The sequence below is a fragment of the Paraburkholderia sp. CNPSo 3274 genome, from assembly GCF_024206475.1.
Classification (GTDB): domain Bacteria; phylum Pseudomonadota; class Gammaproteobacteria; order Burkholderiales; family Burkholderiaceae; genus Paraburkholderia.
The window spans coordinates 92,963-119,286 of the sequence record NZ_JAMBPR010000023.1; the positions used below are offsets into that span (position 1 = coordinate 92,963).

Here is a 26,324-nt window from a genome sequence, read left to right on the forward strand (position 1 = left end):
ACGAGCCCATGACACGAGATCCTCGCCTCACCCTTAACGCGCGCCAGCAGGAAATGCTCGAATGGGTGCAACGCGACGGCTTCGTCACGGTCGACGATCTCGCCTCGCATTTCGACGTCACGCCGCAAACCATTCGCCGCGACGTGAACTGGCTCGCCGACATGAATCTGCTGCGCCGCTATCACGGCGGCGCGAGCCTGCCCACGAGTTCGGAGAACGTCTCGTACAGTGCGCGGCAGCACATGTTCCATGAGGAGAAGCGCCGAATCGCGGCCCTTGCGGCCCAGCACATTCCCGATCAGGCATCGCTCTTCATCAACCTCGGCACGACGACGGAGGAAGTCGCGCGCGCGCTCAATCATCATCAGGGCCTGCGCGTCGTCACGAACAACCTCAACGTGGCGAGCATGATGAGCGGCTATCCCGACTGCGAAGTGATGATCACGGGCGGCGTCGTGCGGCCCTGGGACAAAGGTATCGTCGGCGAGCACACCATCGACTTCATCCGCCAGTTCAAGGTGGATTACGCGATCATCGGCACCTCGGCCATCGAGACCGACGGCACGCTGCGCGACTTCGACACGCGCGAAGTCCGCGTGGCGCAGGCCATCATCGAGCATGCGCGCACGGTCTACCTCGTGGCCGACCATTCGAAAGTCGGCCGCCCGGCGCTCGTGCGCCAGGGGCATCTGAGCCAGGTTCACGCACTCTTCACTGACCAGCCGCTGCCCGATGAAATGAACGAGGCGGTGCTCGCTGCGGGCACGCAGGTTCACGTCGCCGCGTAAGCCGCGGGATTTTCGTACGCGCTTGTTCTGAGCGCGTCGTCCGCGCGTTTTCCCCATTCCCATCTGAAATCCGGCGCGTTTCGCGAGTGGGCGGTGTGTTGCCTGGCGCAAACGCGCTAGCGCCCGTTTTCATTCGCGGCTGACGAACGTTCGCTGCATGTTCGATGAATGTTCGTTTACGCACTGCTTTCAGCCATTTTCCCGGAAATCGAACCTTTACTTTTTCGTTCGTGTTCGATAAATTTCGAATTCGAACATTTAGAGGTTCGTTTTTCTTTCAGGGACACAGCAGGGTGACTCAACAGAACCGGTACGATCTGCTCGTCGTGGGCGGCGGGATCAACGGCGCGGGCATCGCGCGCGACGCGGCCGGCCGCGGGTTGTCGGTGCTCCTTTGCGAGCAGGACGATCTCGCCTCGCATACCTCGTCGTGCAGCACCAAGCTGATTCACGGCGGGCTGCGCTATCTCGAGTACAAGGAATTCGGGCTCGTGCGCAAGGCGCTGCAGGAGCGCGAAACGCTGCTGCGCGCCGCGCCCCACATCATGTGGCCGCTACGTTTCGTCATGCCGCACATGCCGAATCTGCGTCCCGCCTGGCTCATTCGCATGGGCCTGTTTCTCTACGACCATCTCGCGAAGCGCGAATTGCTGCCGGGCTCGCGCGGCATCGACATGCGCCGCCATGCGGCAGGTGAGCCGCTCATCGATTCGATCCGGCGCGGCTTTGTGTACTCGGACGGCTGGGTCGACGACGCGCGTCTCGTCGTGCTCAACGCGCTCGATGCGCAGGAGCGCGGCGCGCAAATCCTCACCCGCACGAAACTCGTTTCCGCCGTGCGCCCGAATGCCACGAACGGCGCGGATAGCGAATGGCAGGCGCTCCTGCGCCGCCCGGACGGCAGCACCTTTGACGTGCGCGCTCGCGCCATCGCCAACGCGGCCGGCCCGTGGGTGGGCGAGGTGTTGCATGGTGCGCTCGGGCGTGGTGCGCAGCACAGCGTGCGGCTCGTGAAGGGCAGCCATATCGTCACGAAGCGCCTGTTCGATCACGACCACGCGTACATCTTCCAGAACCCGGACAAGCGCATCATCTTCGCGATTCCGTACGAGCACGACTTCACGCTCATTGGCACGACCGACGTGGAGTATCACAACGACCCCGCGAAGGTTTCGATCGACGGCGACGAAACGCGCTATCTGTGCGAGTCGATCAACCGTTATTTCAAACGCAAGATCTCTCCCGCCGACGTGCAATGGACCTACTCGGGCGTGCGTCCGCTGCTCGAGGAAGAGGGCGCGGCGAATGCGTCAGCCGTCACGCGCGACTACAAGCTCGAACTCGACGAAACCGCTGGCGCGCCGCTGCTTTCGGTGTTCGGCGGCAAGATCACGACCTTCCGCAAGCTCGCGGAAGAGGCTTCGGACGTGCTGTGCCGCGTGCTCGGCCACGCCGCGCCTTCGTGGACCGCGGGCGCGCCGCTGCCCGGCGGCGATATCGCGAACGCGCGTTTCGAGCCGTTTGCGCAGGACTTCGCCAGACGCCATGCCTGGCTGCCTGCCGCGCTCGCGCGCCGCTACGCACGCGCATACGGCACGCGCGCCGAGCGGCTCCTCGGCAACGCGCAATCGCTCGCGGACCTCGGCGCCGAAGTCGCGCCGGGTATCTATGAAGCCGAATTGCGCTACCTGCGCAACGCCGAATGGGCCACGCGCTCCGAAGACGTGCTGTGGCGCCGCTCGAAGCTCGGCCTCCATGTTGCGCCGGGCACGCTCAATGGCGTGGCCGCCGCAATCGATCACTGGTTTGCCGCAACAAGCGCGATGGCGACCGCGCAGCACTGAAGTTCGCCGGCATCACGCAAGGTAAGGTACGTACCCCCCACGCGCCGTTCCCGCGGCGCGTTATCACAACTAGTACAGACGGAGATGAGAGACATGCAGGAACAGTACATTCTTGCGCTCGACCAGGGCACCACGAGTTCGCGCGCCATGCTTTTCGATCGCCAGGGCAACATCGTTTCGATCGCCCAGAAGGAATTCGAGCAGATTTATCCGCAGCCGGGCTGGGTCGAGCACGATCCGCAGGAAATCTGGTCGACGCAGGCGGGCGTCGCCGCCGAGGCCGTGACCCGCGCTGGCATGAACGGCAGCAACATCGCTGCGATCGGCATTACGAACCAGCGCGAGACGACGATCGTCTGGGACCGAGAGACGGGCCATCCCATCTATAACGCCATCGTGTGGCAGGACCGCCGCACGGCCGACTTCTGCGACTCGCTCAAGGCGCGCGGCCTCGAAGAGAAAGTGCGCGCGAAGACGGGTCTGCCGATCGATTCGTACTTCTCGGCAACCAAGATTCGCTGGATTCTGGACAACGTGCCCGGCGCACGCGAAAAAGCGCGTCAAGGCAAGCTCGCGTTCGGCACCGTCGACAGCTGGCTCGTGTGGAACTTCACGAAGCACGAACTGCACGTGACCGACGTGACGAATGCGTCGCGCACCATGCTCTTCAATATTCACACGCGCCAATGGGACGACGAGCTGCTCGACGCGCTCGAAATACCGCGCAGCATGCTGCCCGAAGTCCGCTCGTCATCCGAAATTTACGGTCCGACCAAGACCACGGTGTTCGCCTCGAAGATTCCGCTGGCCGGCATCGCGGGCGACCAGCAGGCTGCGATGTTCGGCCAGATGTGCACGAGCACGGGCATGGTGAAGAACACCTACGGCACGGGCTGCTTCCTGATGATGAACACGGGTACGCAGCCCATCGAGTCGAAGAACAACCTCGTCACGACGATTGCATGGCAGATCGGCGACGAGGTCAACTATGCGCTCGAAGGGAGCATCTTCATTGCTGGCGCGGTGGTGCAGTGGCTGCGCGACGGTATGGGCATCATCAAGAGCGCGCCGGAAATCGAAGCGCTCGCCGCGAGCGTGCCGCATACGGATGGCGTGTACCTCGTGCCGGCGTTCGCGGGCCTCGGCGCGCCGCACTGGAACGCGCGCGCACGCGGCACGCTGTTCGGCGTGACGCGCGGCACGACCTCGGCGCATCTTGCGCGCGCGGCGCTCGATTCGATCGCGTACCAGTCGCTCGACGTGCTGGCTGCGATGGAAGCGGATTCGGGCATCAGCGTGGGCGAGCTGCGGGTGGACGGCGGCGCGAGCGCGAACAATCTGCTCATGCAGTTCCAGGCAGATTTGCTCGGCGTGGATGCGGTGCGCCCGAAGATCACCGAAACCACGGCGCTCGGTGCGGCCTACCTCGCAGGCCTCGCAACCGGCTACTGGCAGAACGTGGGCGAACTGCAGAGCCAGTGGAAGCTCGACCGTCGTTTCGCGCCGTCGATGCAGGCCGCGCAGGTCGACGCCTGTCGCGCGGGCTGGCAGCGTGCGGTGCGCGCGGCCAAGGCTTGGGCGGACGACTCGCACTGAGCGGCGTGGCCAGTTTTTTCAGGAAACAAGCATAACTAATTAACATAACCCGCAACGGGATTGCATGCGCTTCGTGCGCATGCACCGCGCGGGCAGAGAGAGACTACGACAATCATGTCACCCTATATTGCGGAATTTATTGGCACGGCCATTCTCGTGCTGCTAGGTAACGGCGCCGTTGCAAACGTCCTGCTGGCGAAAACGAAGGGCAAGGGCGCCGATCTCATCGTCATCGTGATGGGCTGGGCCATGGCCGTGTTCGTGGCGGTCTACGTGACCGCCTCGTTCAGCGGCGCGCACCTCAACCCGATCGTCACGATCAGCCTCGCGCTCGCGGGCAAGTTCGCGTGGTCGAAGGTCGGCGGCTATATCGCGGCGCAGATGCTCGGCGGCATGGCGGGCGCGCTGCTCGTTTGGCTTGCCTATCGACAGCACTTCGCGAACGAAGCCGACCCGGATATCAAGCTCGCGGTGTTTTGCACGGCGCCAGCTATTCGCAGCAAGCGCCACAACGTGTTGACGGAAGCAATCTGCACCTTCGTGCTGATCCTCGGCGTGCTCTATCTGGCCTCGCCGCAGGTAGGACTCGGCGCGCTCGACGCGCTGCCCGTGGGCCTGCTCGTGCTCGGCATCGGCATTTCGCTCGGCGGCCCGACCGGCTACGCGATGAGCCCGGCGCGCGATCTCTCGCCGCGCATCATGCACGCGCTGCTGCCGATTCCGGGCAAGCGCGACAGCGACTGGCGCTATGCGTGGATTCCGGTGTTCGGGCCGCTTGCCGGCGGTGCGGCGGCGGCTGGTCTCTATCATTACCTGCACGCGATGCACTGACCGCGCTGACCTGGATCGCGCCTGTGAGACAGGCGCGTTGCAGTGCACAAAGCCCGCGTACGCCACGGCGTTCGCGGGCTTTTGTTTGTCTGCATACCCACGGCGCATGACGATACAAAGGGCGCGATCCGGTTTCGCTATCGCCTCATGCCGCTTTCGGATTGTTCGGCTATCGCGGCACACCTATATTGGCTGTCAACGATCCATTCCAATATCAGGAGACGCCACATGAAGCTGGTCCGCTGGGGCAGTAAGGGGGCTGAAAAGCCGGGTGTGATCGATAACGAGGGGCGCGTGCGCGATCTCTCCGGTGTCACGCCGGACGTGGCGGGCAAAGGTCTTGGCGCCGCCGCGCTGCGTCAACTCGCCGGCTGCGATCTCGCCGCCTTGCCGCTCGTTCCCGCCGACACCCGCCTGGGCCCCTGCGTGGGCAGCGTCGGCAAGATCGTCTGCGTGGGCCTCAATTATTCCGACCACGCCGCCGAATCGAACATGCCCGTGCCCACGGAGCCCGTGCTCTTCCTCAAGGCAACGAGTTCCATCACCGGTCCCAACGACGACGTGCTGATTCCCCCGGGCGCGAAGAAGGTCGACTGGGAAGTCGAACTGGGCGTGGTGATCGGCGAAGAAGCCCGCAACGTGCCGCGCGAGCGCGCGCTCGACTACGTGGCCGGTTATTGCGTGGTCAACGATGTTTCCGAGCGCGCATGGCAGATCGAGCGCGGCGGCCAGTGGGACAAGGGCAAGGGCTACGACACCTTCGCGCCGCTCGGCCCCTGGCTCGTCACGCGCGACGAAGTCGCCGACCCGCAGGCGCTCGACATGTGGCTCGAAGTCGACGGCAAGCGGTACCAGAACGGCAACACGCGCACGATGATCTTCGACGTGGCCACGCTCGTTTCCTATATCAGCCAGTTCATGAGCCTGCAGCCCGGCGACGTGATCTCGACGGGCACGCCGCCGGGCGTCGGCATGGGGCAGAAGCCGGAGCCCATCTATTTGCGCTCGGGACAGACCATGCGGCTAGGCGTGAGTGGGCTCGGCGAACAACAGCAACGCCTCGTGGCGGAACAAGGAGGGCAGGCGCAATGAATCAACTGGATCTGAACAATCGCGTGATGGTCGTGACGGGCGGCGCGCGCGGTCTGGGTTATGCCGTGGCGCAACGTGCGCTGCGTTCGGGCGCGGCGGTCGCGCTCTGGGACATCGACGCCGAACGGCTCGAACGCGCGCGCGCCGAATTGTCGGAGTTGGGCAACGTCTCGGTGATGACGGTCGAATTGACCGATGAAGCCTCGGTCGAGGCGGCCGCACAGCAAACCGTGAAAACGCACGGCGCGATTCACGCGCTCGTGAACAGCGCGGGCATTACGGGTGGCAATGGCCTCACGTGGGAACTGCCCGTGGACGTGTGGCGCCGCGTGATCGAAGTGAATCTGATCGGCAGCTACCTCACCTGCCGCGCCGTGGCGCCGCGCATGATCGAGCAAGGCTATGGGCGCATCGTCAACATCGCCTCCGTGGCCGGCAAGGAAGGCAATCCGAATGCTTCGCACTACAGTGCATCGAAGGCCGGTCTCATCGGGCTGACCAAGTCGCTCGGCAAGGAGCTTGCCACGAAGGGCGTGCTCGTCAATGCCGTGACGCCGGCGGCGGCCAAGACCGAGATTCTCGATTCGATGTCGCAGCAGCATATCGACTACATGCTCGCGAAGATCCCGATGAACCGCTTCCTCATGCCGGACGAGGCGGCTTCGATGATCGTGTGGCTCACGACGGAAGACTGCGCGTTCAGCACCGGCTCGGTATTCGATCTTTCGGGCGGGCGCGCGACATACTGAGGCGGGCAGCAGGACCCGCGCGCATCGGCCGAACAACGCGCGCGGGATCACGATAACGGCGCGGTAGTCATAGAAGAGCGCCGACAGGAGACATCGATGTCGATCGAGGCACCCACATTGGCAGAAGCCGCGGGCCGCAAGGCCATGCGCCGCCTCTTGCCTTTCCTGCTCTTGATGTACGTGCTCGCGTTTCTCGACCGCGCGAACATCGGCTTCGCGCAAAAGGCGCTGCAGCACGATACGGGCCTTTCGGACGCAGCATTCGCGTTCGGTGCGGGCGTGTTCTTCGTCGGCTACGCGCTCTTCGAAGTGCCAAGCAATCTCGCGCTGCATCGCGTGGGCGCGCGGATCTGGATGTGCCGCATCATGGTCACGTGGGGTTTGATTTCCGCGGCAATGGCGTGGGTGCAGTCGCCCACCTCGTTCTACGTGCTGCGATTCTTACTGGGCGTGGCCGAAGCGGGTTTCTTCCCCGGCATCATCTATTACCTCACGCAGTGGTTTCCGCAGTCCTCGCGTGCGCGTGCCATCGGCGTGTTTTATTTCGGCGCGCCGCTTGCGTTAATCTTCGGCGGCCCGTTGTCAGGACTTCTGATCGACATGCACGGCACCTTCGGGCTGGCGGGCTGGAAGTGGCTCTTTCTCGTGGAAGGCGTGCTGGCTTCTGCCGTGGGCGTGTGGGCCTTCTGGTATCTCGTCGACAAGCCCGAGGACGCAAGCTGGCTGGCTCCCGACGAGCGCCGCGCGCTTACCAGCGCGATCCAACTCGATGCGCGCGAGGCCGCCACGCACGGCCCGCGCGATGCGCTCGCCGCGCTGTTCGACCGCCGCGTGCTCGCGTATGCCGGCATCTATGCGCTGATCCAGATGAGCGTGTACGGCGTGATCTTTTTTTTGCCGCAACAGGTGGCCTCGCTTGTGGGCGCATCCGTCGGGCTGAAAGTGGGCCTGCTCGCGGCCGTGCCCTGGCTGTGCGCGGTGGCGCTCACGTGGATCGTGCCGCGCCGGGCAGACCGCCTCGGAGGTCATCGGGTGTGGGCTGCGCGCCTGCTCGTGATGTCGGGTGTCGGCATCGCCGTCTCGGGCCTCGCGGGAGGCCTTGGCGGCACCGCGGGTGCGATCCTCGCGATGCTCGGCCTGTGTTGCGCGGCGAGCGGTTTCATCGCGGCGCAACCGCTCTTTTGGACCTTCCCGACGCGCGATCTTGCGGGCGCGGCCTCGGCCAGCGGCATCGCGCTCATCAATTCGCTCGGCGGTCTGGGCGGTTTCGTCGCCCCGATGCTGCGCGCCGCCGCCGATCGACATTTTGCTTCCCACGCGGCGGGCCTCGAACTGCTCGGCCTTGCGAGCATTGCCGCCGCGCTGCTCATTCTTATCGTCGCGCCGCGTGCCGTTACGCCGGCGGCTCGCTCGTTCGAGCCGCCCGTGCGGCGCGCGCGTTAATCCACTACACAGGAGCTACGTCACATGGCCATGCCAACCATCAAACACGTGCGAGCCTTTACCGTGCGCGGCGGCGGCGCCGACTATCACGATCAACCCGACGGCCACTGGATCGACGACCATATTTCCACGCCCATGGCGCGCTATCCCGAGTATCGCCAGAGCCGCCGCTCGTTCGGCATCGACGTGCTTGGCACGCTCGTCGTGGAAGTCGAGGCGAGCGACGGCACCGTGGGTTTTGCCGTGACCACGGGCGGCGAGATTGGCGCATTCATCGTCGAGAAGCATCTCGCGCGCTTTCTCGAAGGGCAGCGCGTGACCGACATCGAGAAGATGTGGGATCAGATGTACTACGCCACGCTCTACTACGGCCGCAAGGGTGTCGTGCTCAACACCATCTCGGGCGTCGATCTCGCGCTGTGGGACCTGCTCGGGCAGATCCGCCAGGAACCCGTGTACCAACTGCTCGGCGGCCCCGTGCGCGACGAGCTGATGTTCTATGCCACCGGCGCGCGCCCCGATCTCGCGAAGGAAATGGGCTTCATCGGTGGCAAGCTGCCGCTGCTGCATGGTCCGGCCGAAGGTGAGGAGGGCCTCAGAAAGAACATCGAGCTGCTCGCCACGATGCGCGAGCGCGTGGGCGACGACTTCTGGCTCATGTACGACTGCTGGATGAGCCTCGACGTGCGCTATGCGACGCGCCTCGCCCAGGCTGCGCACGAGTACGACCTCAAGTGGATCGAGGAATGCCTGCCGCCCGACGACTACTGGGGCTATGCCGAACTGCGCCGCAATGTGCCGCGCGGCATGATGGTGTCCACTGGCGAACACGAGGCTACACGCTGGGGCTTTCGCATGCTGCTGGAAATGGGCTGCTGCGACCTGATCCAGCCCGATGTGAACTGGTGTGGCGGCATGACCGAACTCATCAAGATCTCGGCGCTCGCCGACGCCCACAACGTGCTGGTCGTGCCGCATGGCTCCTCGGTGTACAGCTACCACTTCGTCGTGACGCGCCATAATTCGCCGTTCGCGGAATTTCTCATGATGGCGCCGAAGGCCGACCAGGTGGTGCCGATGTTCACACCGCTGCTGCTCGACGAGCCGGTGCCGGTGAAAGGACGGCTCAAGGTGCCGGACGCGCCGGGCTTTGGCGTGCGGCTCAATCCGGACTGCAAACTTTCGCGGCCTTACACACACTAGGCGCACTGAACGCGCACTAATCGAGGCTCATCAAAAGCGACGAGGAGAAACACGTGCTGCTCAAGAACAAGGTGGTGATCGTCACCGGCGGTTCGCGCGGTATTGGCCGCGCCATTGCGATTGCGAGCGCTCGCGAGGGCGCCGATGTCGCGATCAACTACTGGGGCGACAACGACGCCTCGTACGGCCGCCGCTCGGCGATCGACGAGGTGCTGGGTGAGATCGAGCGGCTAGGGCGCCGCGCGATCGCGCTGGAAGGTAACGTGGCCGCGCCGCAAACGGGCGTGGATCTCGTGCGCCAGACGGTGGAGCGCTTCGGCAAGGTCGATGTGCTCGCAAGCAATGCGGGTATTTGCCCGTTCCACTCGTTTCTCGACATGCCGCCCGCGGTGCTCGAACGCACGATAGGCGTGAACCTGAACGGTGCGTTCTACGTGACCCAGGCCGTCGCGCGGCAAATGAAGGAGCAGGGCACGGGCGGCGCAATCGTGGCGACGAGTTCGATCAGCGCGTTAGTGGGCGGCGGGATGCAGACGCACTACACGCCCACCAAGGCCGGCGTGCATTCGCTCATGCAGTCGTGCGCGATTGCGCTTGGGCCCTATGGCATACGCTGCAATTCGGTGATGCCGGGCACCATCGCCACCGACCTGAACGCCGAAGACCTGAGCGACGGAGAGAAGCGTGCGTACTTCGAAAAGCGCATTCCGCTCGGGCGGCTGGGCGCGCCCGAGGACGTGGCGGAATGCGTGGTGTTTCTCGCCTCGGACCGCGCGCGCTATGTGACGGGTGCCGCGCTGCTCGTGGACGGCGGGCTATTCGTGAATCTGCAGTGAGCCCTGGGCCACGCGTTTCAATGAGGAGCGAGCACGGCCGCGTGCGAACCATCGTGAGCGATATCGTCCCTCTTGAAGGGCTGCGAAAAGCGCCGCAGCAAGCCGACGAAATGCTCGGCGGGCTCGGCGAGCGGCTCGTTCTTGCGCGTGAGCACGCCGTAGCCCGGCAGGCTCTTGCCGATTTCGAGCGGCAGCACGACGAGCAGCTTGCCGCGCACGTGGTCGCGCACGACCGGCTCGGGCAGCATGGCCACGGCGTCGAAGCTTTCGAGCAGTTGCAGCGTGGCGAAGATCGAGGCCGACTCGGTGAGATTGGCGGGCGTGCCGAGACCGGCGCGCGCGAGTTCGCCTTCGAACAACTCGCGCGCGGGACTCGTAATGGGCTGCGCCACCCACGGCCAGTCCATCAGTTCCGCGAGTGTGACCTGTTCGCGCCGCGCAAGCGGATGGCGTGCGCGTACCACGAGCACGAGCGTTTCCCGCGCGATCGGCTCGAAGCTGAAATCGTTGTGCTGCAGCGGTGTGGTGAGGCGCCCGAGCGCGAGATCGACTTCGCGGCGATGCAGCAACTGCACGACCTGGTCGCTCGTTTCGCCGAGGATGCGCACGTGCAGCAGCGGCCGTTCGGTCTTGAGCGTCGCGACGGCTTGCGCGAGCAAGTCGGGCGCGGCGCCCATGATCGCGCCCACGGTGAGCTGGCCGTGACCGCCGCGACGCTTCACGTCGAGGTCTTCGGCAAAGCGCGTGAGTTCGGCGAGTGCGCGGCGCGCGTAGGCAAGCGTGACGACGCCGAGCGCGGTGGGCTGCATGCCGCGCGCGTTGCGCTCGAAGAGCCGGAAACCGAACGCTTCCTCGATGTCGCTCAGCATGCGGCTCGCGCTGGGCTGGGCCACGTTGATGGCGTCGGCGGCCTGATGAACGTTGCGCGCGTCGTCGAGCGCGACGAGCAGGGCAAGGTGTTTGAATCTGAGCCGGTTGACGAGTGCGACGACGGAAGTGTGATGATTCATGGAGCGATCCGGTTTGTGCATCGCCCGATCCCAACATCGGATTGGTTGGCTATCGATGCGGGAATTATAGTCGGATCACCACGCAGCTAACGACGAAAAAACGCGTGCTGGGCACGCCGCGAAGCCAGGGCAAATACCGAGGCCGCGCGTGGCCCTGGTCACATAAGCGGCATAAGCGCACGACGTAACAAGGCTGGACGGAGACACGATCATGGAGACAATGGCGTTTCGCATGCAGCTCGATCCCGGCAAGCGGGACGAATACGAGCGGCGTCACCGCGAAATCTGGCCCGAGCTGGCGAGCGCGCTGCGCGATGCGGGCGTGGAAAACTACCGCATCTTTCTCGACGAAGCGACGAACCACCTCTTTGCCGTGCTCGAACGCCGCGACGATCACACCATGAACGCGCTGCCCGAGTTGCCCGTCATGCGCAAATGGTGGGATTACATGGCCGACATCATGCAGGCGGATGCGCACAACGTGCCGCTGCAACAGCCGCTCGTGCAGGTCTTTCATTTGCCTTGAGCACACGCGAGGAACATGCCATGCAGGTCGTCGATCCGCACGTCCACTTCTGGAACCTCGATACGCATCATTACCCGTGGCTCGCGAATCCGGGCACGTCATTCGTAGGTGATGCGCGCGAACTCAAGCATAACTATCTGCCCGCCGACTTGTTGCGGGAGGCCGGCGACATCGACGTGCTCAAGGTCGTGCACGTCGAAGCGAATCACGATCCGGACGATCCGGTGGAAGAAACGCGCTGGCTCGAGTCGATTGCGGACAATGCGGCGAACGCGGGCGTGGCGCGCGCATTTCCGGAGGCCATCGTCGCGGCCTGCGACCTGAGCGCGCCGAATGCCGCGGCGGTGCTGGAGGCGCATGCGGCTTTTGCGCGTACGCGCGGCATTCGCCAGATTCTCAACGTTCACGAGAACACGCTCTACGACTACGTGGGGCGGCACTACATGCGCGAGGCAACGTGGCGCGAAAAGTTCGCGCTGCTGGAGAGGCACGGGCTTTCGTTCGACCTGCAGCTTTATCCCTCGCAGATGGAAGAGGCCGCCGCACTCGCGCGTGCGCATCCCGGCATTCAGTTCGTGATCAACCACGCGGGCATGTTCGTCGACCGAAATAGCGTGGCGGGCTACCGCGCGTGGCGCGAAGGCCTGCGCTTGCTTGCGGCATGCCCGAACGTGGCCGTGAAAATCAGCGGACTGGCGATGTTCGACCACGCGTGGAGCGTCGAAAGCCTGCGCCCTTATGTCCTGGAAACGATTGACGCATTCGGCGCGGATCGCGCGATGTTCGCCTCGAACTTTCCGGTCGACCGCCTGTTCGGCGGCTATTCGAAGCTTTGGCATGCGTATGCGTCGATCGTGAGCGGCGCGAGCGAGAGCGAACACACGGCACTATTTCGCGGCAACGCCGAACGTATCTATCGCATTTGAGTGTGCGCGCAACGACATGGAGACAGGCGTGGAAGCAGAAGCGAAAATCAGGGCCGACGACACTCCGCGGCTCGAATTGCGTAACGCGAGCAAGTCGTTCGGGCGCGTGCGCGCGCTCATCGACGGCAGCTTGAGGCTCATGCCCGGCGAGGTGCACGCGCTGCTCGGCGAAAACGGCGCGGGCAAGTCGACGCTCGTGAAGATCCTCGCGGGCGTGCACCAGCCCGATGGCGGTGAAATGCGCATCGACGGCGTGGAGCGCGCGTTCGCGACGCCCGCCCAGGCGCGCGACGCCGGTATCGCAGTGATTTATCAGGAACTCACACTGTTCTTCGATCTTTCGATTGCGGAGAACATCTACATGGGGCGGCAGCCCGTGGATCGCGTGGGCCGCATCGACTACGACACGATGCATCGCGAGGTTGCGGCGCTGCTCGAATCGCTCGGCGTTGAACTGAAGCCCGAACGGCTCGTGCGCGGACTTTCGATTGCGGACCAGCAGGTGATCGAAATTGCGAAGGCGCTGTCGCTCAACGCGAACGTGCTCATCATGGACGAGCCCACGGCCGCACTCTCGCTGCCCGAGGTCGAGCGGCTCTTTACGATCGCGCGCACGCTGCGCGACCGGGGCGTGGCGATTCTCTTCATCACGCACCGGCTCGAAGAAGTCTTCGCGCTCACGCAGCACGTGACGATCATGCGCGACGGCGCCAAGGTGTTCGATGCGCCCACGGCCACGCTCAAGACCCAGGACATCGTCGCGAAGATGGTGGGGCGCGACCTCGCCACGTTCTACCCGAAGGCGGACGTGCGGCCGGGTGAAGTGATGCTGCGCGTGCGCGGCCTTACGCGCCGTGGCGTGTTCAAGGACATTTCGTTCGACGTGCGCGCGGGCGAGATCGTCGCGCTTGCGGGACTCGTGGGCGCGGGGCGCAGCGAAGTGGCGCGCGCGATATTCGGCATCGATCCAAGCGACGCGGGGCAGGTTCAGATTGCGGGCAAGCCGCTTGCGCCCGCCATGCCCGCTGCCGCCGTGAAGGCGGGGCTCGCGCTCGTGCCTGAGGACCGGCGTCAGCAAGGTCTCGCGCTCGAACTGAGCATCGCGCGTAACGCATCGCTCACGGTGCTCGGGCGGCTCGTGCGCTTTGGCCTCATCTCCACGGAGCGCGAAGTGCAGCTTGCCGGGCAGTGGGGCAAGCGCCTGCGCCTGAAGGCGAGCGATCTGAACGCACCCGTGGGCACGCTCTCGGGCGGCAACCAGCAGAAGGTGGTGCTCGGCAAATGGCTCGCCACAGGGCCGAAGGTGCTCATCATCGACGAACCGACGCGCGGCATCGACGTGGGCGCGAAGGCCGAAGTCTACGGTGCGCTCGCGGAACTCGTGAAAGAGGGCATGGCCGTGCTGATGATTTCGAGCGAACTGCCCGAAGTGCTCGGCATGGCTGACCGCGTGCTCGTCATGCACGAAGGCCGTATTACCGCCGACATCGCACGTGCCGACGCCAACGAAGAGCGCATCATGAGCGCCGCGCTCGGCGAAACCAACATTCATCTGGGGCACGCCGCATGATGCGCCATTCCACTTCTCCTCATCCCCTGCACGGCGGCGAACCGCGCTCGCAGCGGCGCAACGCGGGTGCGTTGGCCGAAGCGCTGGCGCGCAGTCGCGAGACCACGCTTTTCGTGGTCCTGCTGCTGATCGTGGGCGGCACGGCGCTCGCGCGGCCGCAATTCCTCAACCTGCAGAATCTGCGCGACGTGCTGCTCAACGTCTCCATCGTGAGCTTGCTCACGGCGGGCATGACGATCGTGATCTTGATGCGCCATATCGATCTCTCGATCGGTTCGACGGTCGGCATTAGCGCCTATGGCGTGGGCAGTCTCTACGTGGCGTTCCCGCACATGCCTGTGCTCGTCGCGCTAGTCGCGGGGCTCGTCATCGGACTCGTTGCGGGCGCAATCAATGCGCTGCTCGTGGCCGTGGGACGCGTGCCGTCGCTCGTCGCGACGCTCTCGACGCTCTACATCTTCCGTGGGGCCGATTACGCGTGGGTACATGGCGGCCAGATCAACGCAACGAGCTTGCCCGACGCGTTTTCGCGGCTCGCCACAGGCTCGGTGCTCGGCATTCCGGTGCTGGCGCTCATCGCGCTCGTGCTGCTTGCAGCGCTCTCCGTGTATCTCAAGCAGTTCCGGCCGGGCCGCGAGTACTACGCGATCGGCTCGAACCCGGAAGCGGCGCGCCTTGCCGGCATCAACGTAGAGCGCCGCGTAGCGACGGGCTTTTTGATCAGCGGCGCGATTGCGGGCCTTGCGGGCGCGCTGTGGCTTGCCCGCTTCGGCACCGTGGATGCGAGCACCGCGAAGGGCATCGAACTGCAGGTGGTCGCGGCCGCCGTGGTCGGCAGCGTGGCGATCACGGGCGGCGTGGGCACGATCCTCGGCGCGACGCTCGGTGCGCTCGTGCTGGGCGTGATCAGCATCGCGCTCGTGGTACTGCACGTCTCGCCGTTCTGGGAACAGGCGATTCAAGGCGCGCTGATCGTGGCCGCCATCGCCGCCGATACGCTGCTCGCCCGCTCCGTGGCAAAACGCATGATGAGGAAACGCGACCATGGCTAAGAACGCCCCGAAACCCGACGCCGCGCTGCGCACGCGCAAGCCCGGCTTGCCGCTTGGCTGGGAAGCGCTGCTCGTTGTCATTCTCATTGCATCGCTGGTGGGGGGGCGCGTGCTCTCGTCCGTGTTCCTAACGGGCGCGAACATCAGCAACGTGCTTGCGGACCTCAGCGAAGTCGCGCTCATGGCATTGCCGATGACGCTCATCATCGTCGCCGCCGAGATCGATCTTTCGGTGGCCTCGGTGCTCGGCGCATCGAGCGCCTTGCTGGGCGTGCTCTGGCACATGGGTTTGCCGATGCCGGTTGCCATGGCGCTCGTGCTGGTGGCGGGCGGCCTCGCGGGCCTCTTCAACGGGCTCGTGATCGTGAAGCTCAATCTGCCTTCGCTCGCGGTGACGATCGGCACGCTCGCGCTCTTTCGCGGGTTGGCTTACGTGTTGCTCGGCGACCAGGCGATTGCCGACTTCCCGCCGGCTTATACGCTCTTTGGCATGAGCAACCTGGGCAGCACGTTTATCCCGTTGCCGTTCCTGATCGTCGCGGCGTGCGCCATCGTGTTCACGATATGCCTGCAGGCCACGGCTTTCGGCCGCAGCCTCTTCGCGATCGGTGCGAACAGCACGGCCGCCTCGTTCTCTGGCATCGACGTGCCGAAGATCAAGCTGCGCCTCTTCGTGCTCTCGGGCGTAATGAGCGCGCTCGCGGGCATTGTCTATACGCTGCGCTTCACGAGCGCGCGCGGCGACAACGGCGAGGGCTTCGAGCTTTCGGTGATCGCGGCGGTGCTGTTTGGCGGTGTGAGTATTTTCGGCGGGCGTGGGTCGATGTATGGCGTGCTGCTCTCGCTCCTGATCGTAGGTGTGCTGAAGAATGCGCTCACGCTCGTCGATGTGTCGAGCGAAACGCTCACGATCGTGACCGGGGCGCTACTTCTGGCTTCGGTGCTGATTCCGAATCTCGCGGCGCGCTGGCGCACGATGCGCGACCGGCGCGCGCTTGCGCGGGCTGTGTGAACGTGGTGTGAAAAAAGGGCTAGGAAGTAAAGAGGCAGTCAATCAACCGGACGCGTCCGGTACCCATCGAGGAGACGATTCATGAGAAAGCCAGTACGTCACGTGTGCACGGCCTTGCTGTGCGCGATGCTAGTCGGAGGCGGTGTCGCGGCGCATGCGGCCGGCATCAAGGAGGGGTTGAAGATCGCGTTCGTGCCCAAGCAGATCAACAATCCCTACGAGGTGATCGCCGATAACGGCGGCATGGACGCGATCAAGGAGTTCAAGGGCGACGGCAAGGTGGTCGGACCGTCGGACGCGGGCGCGTCCTCGCAGGTCTCGTACATCAATACGCTCACCACGCAGCATCAGGAAGCGATCGTCATCGCGGCCAATGATGCAAATGCGCTTGTGCCGTATTTGAAGCGCGCGATGGATCAAGGCATCAAGGTCGTCACGTTCGACTCGGACACGGCGCCCGAAGGGCGGCAGATCTTCGTGAACCAGGCGAACGCGGAGAGCATTGGCCGCGGCCAGATCCAGCTCGTTTCGAAGCTGATGGGCGGCGAGGGCGAATTCGCGATTCTTTCGGCCACGCCCAACGCGACGAACCAGAATACCTGGATCAAGTGGATGCAGGAAGAGCTGAAGAAGCCCGAGTATTCGAAGATGAAGCTCGTGAAGATCGCCTACGGCAACGACGACGACCAGAAGTCCTTCGTCGAGACGCAAGGCTTGCTGCAGGCGTATCCGAACCTGAAGGCAATCGTTGCGCCCACGTCGGTTGGCATCGCGGCGGCGGCACGTTATATCTCTTCGTCGCCGAGCAAGGGCAAGGTGGCGGTGACGGGCCTCGGTACACCGAACCAGATGCGCGCGTTCGTGAAGAACGGCACCGTGAAGGCGTTCCAGCTTTGGGATCCGGGTGCACTCGGCTATCTCGCCGCGTATGCGGCAGCCAATCTTGCTTCAGGCACGATCACGGGCAAGGAAGGCGAGTCGTTTGACGCGGGCAAGCTGGGTAAGCGCACGATCGGCAAGAGCGGTGAGGTGATTCTTGGGCCGCCCACGACTTTCGATGCTTCGAATATCGATAACTTCAATTTCTGATTCACGTTGCTTGTTTGACTAACGTGGCGTGCTAAACGACCCGGTTTTGCCGGGTCGTTTGCTATTGACCATTCGTCGGCCCGCTACCCGTCCAGGCCAGGCGTCCTGTCGCTGCGGCTGCCTCTGTACTGTCGTGCCATGCAGAACGTCCCAGATGCAGAGAATATTGCCGTAATTCGAGGATGCGTTGCCATAGCGGCCAATGCCGTGATGAGCGTGATGAAAGTCCTGCAGCACCACGACTTTTTCCACGATATCGAGCAGCCGGCCGGCACGATAACGGCGCAGCCAGAGGTCCCAACGATATCCCGTGTGCTGGAGAGGCGTGACGACCCCCTTGAATCCGAATACCAGTGCGGAGGCAGTGCCGGCGCCAAGGTAGATCAATATCGGCGCCATCCATAAGGCCGGAACAAGAAAATAGTAGAACGTATTTTCGCGCCCGGCCATCAGGACATTGAGGTAGGTTGGCGTGTGATGGGGTTTGTGCAGGCGCCACAGGAGCGGCCACTGATGCGCCATGCGATGTAGCCAGTAGTTGAGGTAGTCGTCGATCATGAGAATGACGAAGAACATCAACCAGACTGATACGTGAGCCAGCACACCTTTCCGCTGCGACAGGAACCGGGCGATCGGCCAGGCGAGCGCCACAAGCAACAGCGCCCGGACGGAAGACGTGAGAATCTGGCTCAACATGTTGATGCTGAGTTCACGCTTGCTCGACGCTTGCGGGTTGCGGAATTGTCCGGTTGACAGGTCGAGCGCGAGCAGGCAGAACATCAGGCCGAAAACGATCGCGACGTTCATGTTCTATCTCCTTGCTCAGGGCTGCCTGGCGCTGTCCCGCTGGTCTTCCATCAGGAATACAGCCTTTCCCACCTTGGTCGGGTTGACGCTGGCCTCTACCGCGACGCTGCCTGAGATGCCGGCAAAGTCACCCGCGCCGCCTTCGATGGAGATTTGTCCGCGATCGGCGTGTTCGGCGTCGCCCCGGTAATGCAGGTAGGCGACACCTCCTCCCGTCGACTTAAGCTCGCAGTCGCCAGCGCCCTCGACCGGGTCACGCATCGTGGCGGTGGGAGAGCACGGCATCGTGCTGCTTTCCGACGATGATGGCCGGTCATTCCGCCAGGCCAGCAAGGTACCGGTGAGTTCTACCCTAACCGCGGTGACATTCTCGGACGCCCGGCATGGATGGGCAGCCGGGCATTGGGGGGCGATTGTCGCCCCACAGGACGGAGGCGAGACGTGGAAGTTGCAGCGTGTGGATACGTCGACGGATCAACCGCTTTTCTCGATCGGTTTCCTTAATGCGAGCGATGGCTTTGCCGTTGGCCTGTGGTCGCTGTTGCTCGTCACGCATGACGGCGGCAACACCTGGACGCGCGTTGCGGTACCGAAGCCTGTGGGCGGCAGTCGTGGGGACCGCAATTTGTATCGTATCTTTACCGATCACTCGAAGATCATCTATGTCACTGCGGAGCAGGGCTCGGTTTTGCGGTCCAGGGACGGCGGCGCGAGCTGGAAGTGGTTGGAGACGGGAGGCAAGGGATCGCTGTGGGCGGGAGCTGCGCGGCCCGACGGTCGCATCTTCGTGGGCGGATTGCTCGGCAATATGTACGGTAGCGCCGACGAGGGTGAATCCTGGTCGCATGTGGATTCACACGCAAGCGGTTCAGTCACCGATCTGGTTGCCACGCGTGACGGTGTAGTGGGGGTAGGGCTCGACGGCTTTGTGCTTAAGACCCGCAGTGGTGCGCCGGACTTCGCCGCGACCCAACGCACCGACCGTGCTGCGTTGACGGCTGTCGTGATCAACGGGAAGGGGATACCCGTTCTGTTTTCGAAGGAAGGTGTGGTCGGGCGATGAAGACGGGCTTTGCATGACTAGTCGCTGAGGTACGGCTTCGCATCGAACTCACAGCATCGTAAACAGCACGCATCGAATTGGCTATCATGGGGTAGGCCTATCAATTGGAGATACCGCATGTGCACAAATTATGCGGCAGCGCGGCGTGATCATCTCTTTCGGCACTTCGGTGTGGAACCGCCGGATAGTCCTTGGCAAGAAGAAGTGTACAAGGATTATCCGGCTCCGATCATTCGCCGAGTCGACGGTGAGCTGTGCGCAGACCTCGCCACATTTGGGATCATCCCGCGCAAGCACATTCCCGATGGCGTAAGGGCCTTCGATACGATGAACGCACGGACGGAGACGGTCGGAGAGCGTCGTAGCTTCAACGGGGCATGGAGGAAGCAGCAGCTCGCGTTGATCCCGTGTGAGGCCTTCTACGAGCCGAACTATGAGAGCGGCAAGGCCGAGCGCTGGAGGATAGGCATGGCAGACGGCTCACCGTTCGCAATTGCTGGACTTTGGAGGGAATGGGACGAGCCAGCGGGCAGGGTGTGGTCGTTCACGATGCTGACAGTTAACGCGGCCGAGCACCCGCTCATGAGCCGTTTCCACAAACCGGGGGACGAAAAGCGTTCGGTCGTGATTGTTCCGCCAGACGAGTACTCTGATTGGCTCTCTTCCCGGTCAACCGATGAGGCTCGCTCGTTTCTCAACCTCTTTCCGGACAGCGCAATGCATGCCGAGCCGTGCCAAGCGCCGCCACGCGTATCTAAGGCGAAGCCGAAGGGTGTCGAGGCGAAGGGCGAGTAGTACTCGCATTCGACGGAGAAGCATACGCCGAGCCGCGACGCATCCTGGATTGCCGGCCAACTCATCGTGTTCGCGCGCGAACGCGTCTGGTTTCGCATGTATCGACCCATGGACATAACCTGTGCCAAAAAGGCGGGCGCGAGTGCAGTGTCATGGATATTGCCGGTGGTTCTGGGTTCCGTGTAAACGCGTGGCTTTTGGCTGCGTCCATACCTCTGCATCTAACCGGTAGTGCAGGCGGTCCTCGGTTTGCATCGACTGAGGCAACAACTCGTCAAGTTCCGCACGTCGCAGATCAACTGAATTCGCGGCCTTATGGGCGAATACGGAGAGGTCGTGCCGCCTTCCCACTGGCGCCTTGAGCGCGATAGTTCGGCCAGGCGCGAGTCAGCGGCCTTCGCGGTGTGTCAAAGTTTAGCGACCTGCGCCTCGTGTGCTACCTTCGCCTGTCGCCGGGTCTTCTCATTGAGTATCTGATGACGCCGATGGTCCGTCATCTTCTTCCAGCCGCGGATTTCGTCGAGCGTCCGAAAGCAGCCGATGCAAAGCCCGGTCTTGCCATCGAACGCACAGACATCGATGCATGGCGATTTGACTGCCATCGCTCAGGCCACAGCGTGGGTCGGGTTCACTTCGACCGTCACATGCGACAGTCCCTTGAAACGCTTGAGTGCGGCGCGGTAATAGCCAGGGTTGCGCCGTGCTTCATCGGTGGCCACCGAAACGATCGCGCTCATGTGCCCAGGACCGACGCGCCAGACATGGAGGTCGAGCACGGTGTCGCCGTTGTCTTCGATGACATGACGGACGTTCTCGGCCATCCGCCTGTCGGGATTCATGTCGAGCAGAATGCTGCCCGTGTCGCGCATCAAGCCCCACGACCAGTTTGCAATCACGAGTGCGCCGATTACACCCGCGAGCGGGTCCATCCAGACCCAGCCAAATGCACGGGCGAGCAGCAGACCGATGATAGCCAGCACGGAAACCGCAGCGTCGGCAATGACGTGTATGTAGGCCGAGCGGATGTTGTGGTCACGGTTCGCGGCTGTCTGCGCATCGTCGTGACCGTGTTCGTCCTCGTGACCGTGCCCGTGCCCGTGGCTATGCCCATGGCTGTGGCCGTGGTGATCGCCGCTCAGCAGCCAGACGCTCGCAAGATTGACCAGCAGTCCGAGCACGGCGATCGGGATCGCCTGACCAAAGTGGATGGGCACGGGCGAGAGAAAACGCGAAACAGCTTCGTACGCGATCAGCAGCGCGATCATCGCGAGTACGATGGCGCTGGTAAAGCCCGCGAGATCTCCCAGCTTGCCGGTGCCAAATACGAAGCGGGTATCGCCAGCATGCTTGCGGGCGTACGTATAAGCCAAAGCGGCGATGAGCATCGCTCCAGCGTGTGTCGACATGTGCAGACCGTCGGCGACGAGTGCCAGCGAGCCAAAGAGACTCCCGCCGACAATTTCAGCCACCATCATCGCACTGCACAGCGCAATCACCATCCAGGTTCTGCGCTCGTTGTCTTCGTGGGCTGCGCCCAGAAAAATGTGATCGTGTCCCGCCCCGAAAGCGGTGTCCTCGAAATTGCTCATATTTCTCTCACTTGAAGTAGCTGTGCACCACTTCGATCAGTTGCTCGGTGCCGCTGCCGTGCTCGTCGTCGTGCGGTTCTGCGTCGACGAGATGCGTGCGGATGTGGTCTTCGAGAACCACCGCGAGCAGCCCGTTCATCGCGCCACGGCTACTGGTGATGAGCTGGAGCACATCCATGCATCCGCGCTCTTCTTCAAGTGCGCGCTCAATGGCCTCGACCTGGCCCTTGATGCGGCGAACCCGGTTGAGCAGCTTCTGTTTTTCGCGAATCGTATGGCTCACGGCTAGCCCTTAAATAGTGTAGGGGGCTATCTTACTTCATATAGGGTACGGGGGTATACGTTTCTATCGAACGAGGTTCAAAGAGAGCGTTGCCAGCGCGGCGCTTCGCGCCAGAAAGTTTCAACCTGCCGAGTGGGGTGCGTTCGAATGGAGTGTCAGTTTGGCGGTGCTGAGGAGACGTTCGGATGTCTACGTCGCAGTGCTCGCGGGTTACCGCCGGCCAACACCAGGCCCGTGTAGCCGCCGCGCGAAAAGCCAAAAAAGCCTATCCGTTGCGGGTCGATTCTGGCTGCGTCGGGGGCGGTGCTCAATATGTAATCGATAAGACGCTTGATGTCGGTCGGTCGCTCGACGAACACAGACATATCGTCGGCCCGAGTCATGTCAGAGAATGTATCGCCTGGATGATTGATTGCCGCCACGACAAAGCCCGCCTCGGCAAGCGTCTCGGCAAGGTCTCGGTGGCCAAGGTACGGTCCGCCATAGCCGTGCGAAATGACAACGAGGGGAAGCTTTTCGCCAGCGGTCGGACAGTCGCGCCGCCCCTTCAGGACATATGGACCGATCGGCACCTCCTGGGCAGGCTCAGCACACGGCGTCCACACTATCGCTTTTAACGCCGGACCGCCGGCATCAGCCGGAATCTGCGCGAACTTTATTCCCGCGGCGTGTGCAATTGCCGTAGACCGGCACAACAGAACGGCCAATATGGACGTTTTCATGTGGTTTTGAGAGGCGAGTTGTCTGCTTTCAATATCCTGATCGGCGGTATCACTGCGAAACGGCTGGAAGGCCGAATTCGGTCAGATCCTGATTTCGTCCTCGTGCGCCAACGGCGGGATTTCGGATGATGCGGTCGCTCAGGTGTCCGATCTCCCGCGCAGGCGAATGGCGTCTGATGGCCGGCCAGCGCCCCATGGCTGAACGTGACGATCGTCCCGGCCGCGCATGTTAAGGAGAAGGCGAGAGGCCGCTCCGAATCCGCCGTTCACCGGTCGCTTGCCACTACCGGGCACTTCTCGCAAATAGCGCGGGCGTTGCGCCGCATTCATGCAGACTACGCTCAGCGTGTCAACGTCGATACGCTGGGCAATGAATGCGGCATGAGTGTCCCGACGTTTCACCGCCATTTCAAGGCCGTAACGAATACAACGCCGATTCAATACCTCAAGTCCACGCGGCTGCACCAGGCGCGTCTGCTGATGATTCGAAGCGGGGTGACGGCGGCCGCAGCCGCCGCAAGAGTCGGCTACGAGAGCCCCTCGCAATTCAGCCGCGAATTCAAGCGTTTGTTCGGACGCGCGCCGACGCAAGAAGTCGAGCAGATGAAGGCATCGTTCGCATGGTCAGAGCCGATGCTCGACGAGATCGGACACATCTCAACCCGGTGAATATTGCCCCGGCGTTTCACCGGCTGCGCCTGACCTTACTCGGCCGCAACAACGCGGCGGCCTTTCAGCCGGAGAGCGCCTCGGCAGCATGAAGACGAAGAACCGTTCAGCGGGATGCAAGCTAACCGAAACTTCGAACGCGATGCCGGACGAGTCGAAATATCTCCGCACAATCTCTAGCAGCGCTGCCTGTCACCATCCGAAAAAGATCGACCATTTCCTGCGAAAGTTCACGGCGTGTACGTCCTGCTGTATCTCCGCCACGCCCCGGCCGTAACGTGCTTCGACGAGGGAACTGATCAGCGTGCCAGGTTTCTCGCGTGCTGCCTCCGGCACATCAACCTCCGCGATACATGGGATCGATGCTGTCGCCACCCGGGGCGCGCTTGCCGGACTGCGACCTGGCCGATGCGCTGCCGCCGCGATGGTTCTTGTGAACCACGCTGCTGTAGGGCGACGGCATCGTTTGACCGCTTTGCGTTGCTGGCGCTCCGCTGTCGGAGCGAGAGTCGGATGCAGGTACGTAGGCGCCTGCGAAAGCAGGCGCAGCCAGCGATGCCGAGCATGCGACCAAAAGGGCGACGATAGTTTTCGCATTCATGGGAACTCCAATGGATTGAGTTGGCGCATGGATAGCGGCCATTGCGATCAAACGTCGACGGTGGCCAGTCATGACGTAATGAAGAGAAACTGCCGCATTCCGTCAGATAACCAGCCCCGTGAGGCACAGACATTCATCGAAATCGAAGGCCGTTCGGACAACGCAATCAAAAGATCTTTACTTGGGCGTCGAAACCGCGTGGGCCACTGTGAGGACGTTTTTTCAGTTCCCCTTCCGGCTCTCCGGCACGGAGGCGGCGGGCCAGTTCCTCGGGGTCGAAATCCACGCCAATCGCGTTTTCGGCAAACTCAGGCGAATGCATGAACTCTATGGACTCTTCCACCGTGGCGAAATTTTCGACCTGGAGTTCAAGCTGATTGCCGTCCGGATCGCGGTAGTAGAAGGAAGTGGTCGGCCCGTGATTCGTGCACCAGACAGGCTCGATACCCTGCAGTTTGGCGCGCTCATAGTTTGCGACGAGATCGGTCAGCGAATCGTGGGTGAACGCGATGTGGTGTACGCCTGCAATCCCCCGCTGCTGATCCTGAAGCCCCGAAACGTTCAGTACCGCAATCCGGTGATGTTCCTCGTCGTAGGTGAGAAAACTCACGAAATCGTTGGAAAAAGTTAAATGCACAGAAAGCAGGGCTTTGTAGAAGTTGACCACCTCGTCATAGCGCGACGTGCGCAGGACAAAATGCGCGAACTTGCGCGGAGGCGTCGGCGTGTCCGTTGATTGCATCGTTATCTCCTTGAGCCGGCCGAACCGGCAGGTTGTCGTGGATAAATGAGTCATGCCCAACCATAACGCCCAGGTCGCCTGGAATATTCGCTTGCCTCGAAGCGGCAGTTCAAAATATTCGAACCATGCGGGCTTGCTGTCGAGCTCAACCGCTTCTCGCGCCCGGGCCCGACGGTGCGCGTCGGCCACCCGCCGCCTGCGCAACGCGCGCGAGAAGATACCAGGCTGCGCTCCCTTCGCGGAGTTCTCAGCATCGCCGACGCAATGAAGCGGGCCGGCTCCGCCTCGCTCGGAAAAAATCCTCGCGGCGATGCCTGGAGAGACTTCCAATGGTGTGATCGGACAAAACAACTTCAACTTCACGCCGCAGTGCGACGTCCGGCAAGGCGCGTGCAGAGCCGAGCTGCCGTGCCGCCGCTGTCTTCTGTCTCTCTTTTGCCGCGAAACCGCCGGCATTGTTCTCCGGGGATGCGCCTGATGGGTTTGGCAAATTCCGCGCCTATACGTCCGAGAGCATCTGGAGCAGAGTGACCGAAGTCTGCACGTACAATGTAGGGGGATCCCCTTACATACGTGCCGACAATAGACAGGATGCCTTTCTGCATCCGTTCGACGATCCGCCGCTTTGATACGGGCATGCATCAATGATCGAAGAAGTTGCCCGAGCTCAAGTCATACCGGATGTCGTACTGCCTTCGGTCGGAGGAGGTGGTCTGCTTTCCGGTGTGGTAGAAGGGCTGCAGCGAAATCGTTGGGATGATGTGCCAGTGCTAGCCATAGAAACCGAGGGCGCGGCTTCATTTCATGCCGCCGTTGAGGCCGGTCATCCAGTGGAACTGGAGCGTATTGCTAGCGCTGCCACTTCACTCGGCGCCAAGCGAGTGTGTGAGCAGGCATTGCGTTGTGCACATGAACACCCTGTACGTAGCCTCGTGGTGTCGGACTACAGCGCACTCGTTGCCTGCGAGCGTTTTCTTGCAGATCATCGCATTTTGGTTGAGCCGGCTTGCGGCGCAGCCCTCTCCATCACGTCTACGACAGGAATCCGGCGTTAGTCGACTACAAAGGAATTCTAGTTGTCGTATGCGGCGGTTCCACGTCGACGATCGACCAGATGCGTGCCTGGGCAGGTCAACTAAACATCTGGCGATTCCCGAGCGTTGAGCGCGGCCTGAAGATCAGTAAGTATTGGAGTTCGAATTGCCAGCAATGTCGGCTAAAGGCGCACTGCACGCCGGGTGGGCCGGCCCCCGCGAAAACCGGACACTGGGTAACGCTTAAACTATGAGGTAGTCTTCCGCCTATGTTTAAGCCTACAACTAACAACATGGAACCCGTTGAGGTTCTGACGCAGCCGGAGCAACGCCGACGCCGCTCAGTTGAAGAGAAACTGGCGATTGTGCGTGAGACCTTCGAACCCGGAGCCACCGTCTCCGGGGTAGCCCGACGTCATCAGGTGAATGCGAACCAGGTGTTTGCGTGGCGC

Annotated in this window: 27 protein-coding genes and 1 pseudogene; 20 read left to right on the plus strand and 8 right to left on the minus strand. The window is 62.9% G+C overall.

Translation table 11 applies throughout. The features are described from left to right. Positions 1 to 8: 8 nt before the first annotated feature. From M3I54_RS17860 to M3I54_RS17900, 9 genes are all read left to right on the plus strand, one after another. Positions 9 to 788 carry a DeoR/GlpR family DNA-binding transcription regulator gene (locus M3I54_RS17860; RefSeq protein ID WP_254338138.1) on the plus strand — a complete coding sequence of 260 codons (780 nt, stop codon included), beginning with the start codon at positions 9 to 11 and terminating at the stop codon, positions 786 to 788. Between the two features lie 293 nt (positions 789 to 1,081). Next, the gene (glpD, locus tag M3I54_RS17865; RefSeq protein WP_254338140.1) at positions 1,082 to 2,632 is read left to right on the plus strand and encodes a glycerol-3-phosphate dehydrogenase; all 1,551 of its coding nucleotides are present in this window, start codon (positions 1,082 to 1,084) and stop codon (positions 2,630 to 2,632) included. 93 nt (positions 2,633 to 2,725) lie between these two features. Then, on the plus strand, positions 2,726 to 4,228 hold the full coding sequence (gene glpK, locus M3I54_RS17870) for a glycerol kinase GlpK (protein ID WP_254338142.1): 1,503 nt from the start codon (positions 2,726 to 2,728) through the stop codon (positions 4,226 to 4,228). A gap of 114 nt (positions 4,229 to 4,342) precedes the next feature. Next, complete coding sequence (locus M3I54_RS17875; RefSeq protein WP_028203061.1) at positions 4,343 to 5,059, plus strand: MIP/aquaporin family protein; 717 nt, start codon at positions 4,343 to 4,345, stop codon at positions 5,057 to 5,059. A 228-nt stretch (positions 5,060 to 5,287) separates the two neighbouring features. Further along, positions 5,288 to 6,151, plus strand: a complete 864-nt coding sequence (locus tag M3I54_RS17880) for a fumarylacetoacetate hydrolase family protein (protein ID WP_254338144.1) — start codon at positions 5,288 to 5,290, stop codon at positions 6,149 to 6,151. Next, positions 6,148 to 6,900: an SDR family NAD(P)-dependent oxidoreductase gene (locus tag M3I54_RS17885; protein ID WP_254338146.1), complete on the plus strand. Its 753-nt coding sequence runs from the start codon at positions 6,148 to 6,150 to the stop codon at positions 6,898 to 6,900. Before M3I54_RS17880 ends, M3I54_RS17885 begins: the two co-directional genes overlap by 4 nt. 96 nt (positions 6,901 to 6,996) lie before the next feature. Beyond that, complete coding sequence (locus tag M3I54_RS17890) at positions 6,997 to 8,343, plus strand: MFS transporter (protein WP_254338148.1); 1,347 nt, start codon at positions 6,997 to 6,999, stop codon at positions 8,341 to 8,343. A 24-nt stretch (positions 8,344 to 8,367) separates the two neighbouring features. Beyond that, the gene (gene rhmD / locus M3I54_RS17895) at positions 8,368 to 9,546 is read left to right on the plus strand and encodes an L-rhamnonate dehydratase (protein ID WP_254338150.1); all 1,179 of its coding nucleotides are present in this window, start codon (positions 8,368 to 8,370) and stop codon (positions 9,544 to 9,546) included. A gap of 53 nt (positions 9,547 to 9,599) precedes the next feature. After that, entirely contained in the window at positions 9,600 to 10,382 is a 783-nt protein-coding gene (locus M3I54_RS17900) for an SDR family NAD(P)-dependent oxidoreductase (RefSeq protein ID WP_254338152.1), read from the plus strand. Positions 10,383 to 10,399: 17 nt separating this feature from the next. Here M3I54_RS17900 and M3I54_RS17905 read toward each other — a convergent pair whose 3' ends face one another. Continuing rightward, positions 10,400 to 11,392: a LysR family transcriptional regulator gene (locus M3I54_RS17905; protein WP_254338154.1), complete on the minus strand. Its 993-nt coding sequence runs from the start codon at positions 11,390 to 11,392 to the stop codon at positions 10,400 to 10,402. 211 nt (positions 11,393 to 11,603) lie between these two features. Between M3I54_RS17905 and rhaM the strand changes: the two genes are divergently transcribed. The 6 genes from rhaM to rhaS all read left to right on the plus strand — a co-directional run bounded on the left by rhaM (position 11,604) and on the right by rhaS (position 17,567). Further along, positions 11,604 to 11,918 carry an L-rhamnose mutarotase gene (rhaM, locus tag M3I54_RS17910; RefSeq protein ID WP_254338156.1) on the plus strand — a complete coding sequence of 105 codons (315 nt, stop codon included), beginning with the start codon at positions 11,604 to 11,606 and terminating at the stop codon, positions 11,916 to 11,918. A 20-nt stretch (positions 11,919 to 11,938) separates the two neighbouring features. After that, positions 11,939 to 12,844 carry an amidohydrolase gene (locus M3I54_RS17915; protein WP_254338158.1) on the plus strand — a complete coding sequence of 302 codons (906 nt, stop codon included), beginning with the start codon at positions 11,939 to 11,941 and terminating at the stop codon, positions 12,842 to 12,844. A 28-nt stretch (positions 12,845 to 12,872) separates the two neighbouring features. Continuing rightward, positions 12,873 to 14,414: a sugar ABC transporter ATP-binding protein gene (locus M3I54_RS17920; protein ID WP_375542159.1), complete on the plus strand. Its 1,542-nt coding sequence runs from the start codon at positions 12,873 to 12,875 to the stop codon at positions 14,412 to 14,414. Continuing rightward, a complete protein-coding gene (locus tag M3I54_RS17925) occupies positions 14,411 to 15,466 on the plus strand; it encodes an ABC transporter permease (protein WP_254338162.1) in 1,056 nt (351 codons plus the stop codon). Before M3I54_RS17920 ends, M3I54_RS17925 begins: the two co-directional genes overlap by 4 nt. Next, positions 15,459 to 16,478: an ABC transporter permease gene (locus M3I54_RS17930; protein ID WP_254338164.1), complete on the plus strand. Its 1,020-nt coding sequence runs from the start codon at positions 15,459 to 15,461 to the stop codon at positions 16,476 to 16,478. The genes M3I54_RS17925 and M3I54_RS17930 overlap by 8 nt, the downstream gene beginning before the upstream one ends. 81 nt (positions 16,479 to 16,559) lie before the next feature. Next, entirely contained in the window at positions 16,560 to 17,567 is a 1,008-nt protein-coding gene (rhaS, locus tag M3I54_RS17935; RefSeq protein WP_254338166.1) for a rhamnose ABC transporter substrate-binding protein, read from the plus strand. Between the two features lie 18 nt (positions 17,568 to 17,585). On the opposite strand, the gene M3I54_RS17940 is transcribed toward rhaS, so the two are convergent. Together M3I54_RS17940 and M3I54_RS17945 are read right to left on the minus strand one after the other, a co-directional pair. Then, positions 17,586 to 18,374: a sterol desaturase family protein gene (locus M3I54_RS17940; protein WP_254338169.1), complete on the minus strand. Its 789-nt coding sequence runs from the start codon at positions 18,372 to 18,374 to the stop codon at positions 17,586 to 17,588. 15 nt (positions 18,375 to 18,389) lie between these two features. Continuing rightward, a complete protein-coding gene (locus tag M3I54_RS17945; RefSeq protein WP_254338171.1) occupies positions 18,390 to 18,659 on the minus strand; it encodes a hypothetical protein in 270 nt (89 codons plus the stop codon). A gap of 1 nt (position 18,660) precedes the next feature. Here M3I54_RS17945 and M3I54_RS17950 point away from each other — a divergent pair, with 1 nt between their 5' ends. Both M3I54_RS17950 and M3I54_RS17955 read left to right on the plus strand, forming a co-directional pair. After that, positions 18,661 to 19,437: a YCF48-related protein gene (locus M3I54_RS17950; RefSeq protein WP_254338173.1), complete on the plus strand. Its 777-nt coding sequence runs from the start codon at positions 18,661 to 18,663 to the stop codon at positions 19,435 to 19,437. A 117-nt stretch (positions 19,438 to 19,554) separates the two neighbouring features. Next, the gene (locus M3I54_RS17955) at positions 19,555 to 20,232 is read left to right on the plus strand and encodes an SOS response-associated peptidase (protein WP_254338175.1); all 678 of its coding nucleotides are present in this window, start codon (positions 19,555 to 19,557) and stop codon (positions 20,230 to 20,232) included. A 407-nt stretch (positions 20,233 to 20,639) separates the two neighbouring features. Here M3I54_RS17955 and M3I54_RS17960 read toward each other — a convergent pair whose 3' ends face one another. From M3I54_RS17960 to M3I54_RS17975, 4 genes are all read right to left on the minus strand, one after another. Beyond that, complete coding sequence (locus M3I54_RS17960; protein ID WP_254338177.1) at positions 20,640 to 20,834, minus strand: DUF1289 domain-containing protein; 195 nt, start codon at positions 20,832 to 20,834, stop codon at positions 20,640 to 20,642. 3 nt (positions 20,835 to 20,837) lie between these two features. Beyond that, a complete protein-coding gene (gene dmeF, locus M3I54_RS17965; RefSeq protein ID WP_302059000.1) occupies positions 20,838 to 21,821 on the minus strand; it encodes a CDF family Co(II)/Ni(II) efflux transporter DmeF in 984 nt (327 codons plus the stop codon). Between the two features lie 7 nt (positions 21,822 to 21,828). Continuing rightward, on the minus strand, positions 21,829 to 22,104 hold the full coding sequence (locus M3I54_RS17970; RefSeq protein WP_017234408.1) for a metal/formaldehyde-sensitive transcriptional repressor: 276 nt from the start codon (positions 22,102 to 22,104) through the stop codon (positions 21,829 to 21,831). Between the two features lie 155 nt (positions 22,105 to 22,259). Beyond that, the gene (locus M3I54_RS17975) at positions 22,260 to 22,826 is read right to left on the minus strand and encodes an alpha/beta fold hydrolase (RefSeq protein WP_254338179.1); all 567 of its coding nucleotides are present in this window, start codon (positions 22,824 to 22,826) and stop codon (positions 22,260 to 22,262) included. 246 nt (positions 22,827 to 23,072) lie between these two features. On the opposite strand from M3I54_RS17975, the pseudogene M3I54_RS17980 reads away from it, so the two are divergent. Continuing rightward, positions 23,073 to 23,495: pseudogene (locus tag M3I54_RS17980) on the plus strand (helix-turn-helix domain-containing protein); the annotation flags it as partial. Between the two features lie 767 nt (positions 23,496 to 24,262). Here the strand turns inward: M3I54_RS17980 and M3I54_RS17990 are convergent. After that, positions 24,263 to 25,201, minus strand: coding sequence for a VOC family protein (locus M3I54_RS17990; RefSeq protein ID WP_254338183.1), 939 nt, complete (start codon positions 25,199 to 25,201; stop codon positions 24,263 to 24,265). A gap of 281 nt (positions 25,202 to 25,482) precedes the next feature. Here M3I54_RS17990 and M3I54_RS17995 point away from each other — a divergent pair, with 281 nt between their 5' ends. After that, positions 25,483 to 25,893: a pyridoxal-phosphate dependent enzyme gene (locus M3I54_RS17995; RefSeq protein WP_254338185.1), complete on the plus strand. Its 411-nt coding sequence runs from the start codon at positions 25,483 to 25,485 to the stop codon at positions 25,891 to 25,893. Positions 25,894 to 26,165: 272 nt separating this feature from the next. After that, positions 26,166 to 26,324 (plus strand): transposase (locus M3I54_RS18000; RefSeq protein ID WP_254338201.1); only part of this gene is annotated, 159 nt, incomplete at its 3' end.